1 protein-coding gene is annotated in these 1303 nt (G+C 58.7%); it reads right to left on the bottom strand.

Going from position 1 to position 1303, the window contains the following annotated elements; genetic code table 11:
- Positions 1-1193: saccharopine dehydrogenase family protein (locus tag ACWKV9_RS27655; RefSeq protein WP_483839290.1), on the bottom strand; the 1193-nt coding region annotated here is incomplete at its 3' end.
- Between the last annotated feature and the right edge of the window lie 110 nt (positions 1194-1303).

A 1303-nucleotide genomic window follows, 5' to 3' on the forward strand; every position in this document is an offset into this window, starting at 1 on the left:
GGCAGGCCCATCAGGTCGAGCGCTCGCAGGAACGGCTCGGCGGGCAGTTGCTCGACGTTGACCATGCGCTGCACGTCCCATTCGCCTCGGGCGACGAGGAGGGCGGCGGCCACGGGCGGTACGCCCGCGGTGTAGGAAATCCCCTGGCTGTCGGTCTCGGCGAATGCCTGTTCGTGGTCGGCGACGTTGTAGATGAACATCTCGCGCGGCTGGCCGTCTTTGGTGCCTTTGACCAGATCGCCGATGCAGGTCTTGCCGGTATAGCCAGGCGCCAGCGAGGCGGGGTCGGGCAGCACGGCCTTGACCACTTTGAGCGGCACCACTTCCAGGCCTTCGGCGGTTTTCACCGGCTGTTCGGACAGCAGGCCCAGGCTGTTGAGCACGGTGAAGACGTTGATGTAGTGCTCGCCAAAACTCATCCAGAAACGCACGTTGGGCACGTCGAGGTTTTTCGACAGCGAGTGCACTTCATCGTGACCGGTCAGGTACAGGTTCTGGCTGCCCACCACTGGCAAGTCGTCGGTGCGTTTGACCTCGAACATGGCGTTGCTGGTCCACTGGCTGTTCTGCCAGCTCCAGACTTGCCCTGTGAATTCACGGAAATTGATTTCCGGATCGAAATTGGTCGCGAAGTATTTGCCGTGGGAGCCGGCATTGACGTCGAGGATGTCGATTGAATCAATGCGGTCGAAATAGGTTTGTTGCGCCAGCGCTGCGTAAGCGTTGACCACGCCGGGGTCGAAGCCGATGCCGAGAATCGCCGTGACGTTTTTCTCCTGGCATTCCTCCAGGTGCTTCCACTCGTAGTTGCCGTACCAGGGCGGCGTTTCGCAGACCTTGCCCGGCTCTTCGTGGATCGCGGTGTCCAGATACGCCACGCCGGTGTCGATGCAGGCGCGCAGCACGGACATGTTCAAAAACGAGGAACCGACGTTGATCACGATCTGTGATTCGGTTTCCAGAATCAGCGCTTTGGTTGCTTCAATGTTCAGCGCGTCCAGCGAAAATGCGCGAATTTCAGCGGGCTGTTTGAGGCTGCCCTTGGCCTTGACGCTGTCGATGATGGCCTGGCACTTGGAGATGTTGCGCGACGCGATAGCAATACGACCGAGTTCGTCGTTGTGCTGCGCGCACTTGTGGGCCACCACCTTGGCGACACCTCCTGCACCAATGATAAGAACGTTCTTCTTCAATTTCTTTCTCACTCCTCGTCGCCAGCTTACGAAAGGCTGGACAAATAATCGTTAAAACCAAACTCACGCACTACCTCGACTGTACCGTCGAGTTGTTTCACTGCGATGGA

Source organism: Pseudomonas corni (assembly GCF_057128765.1).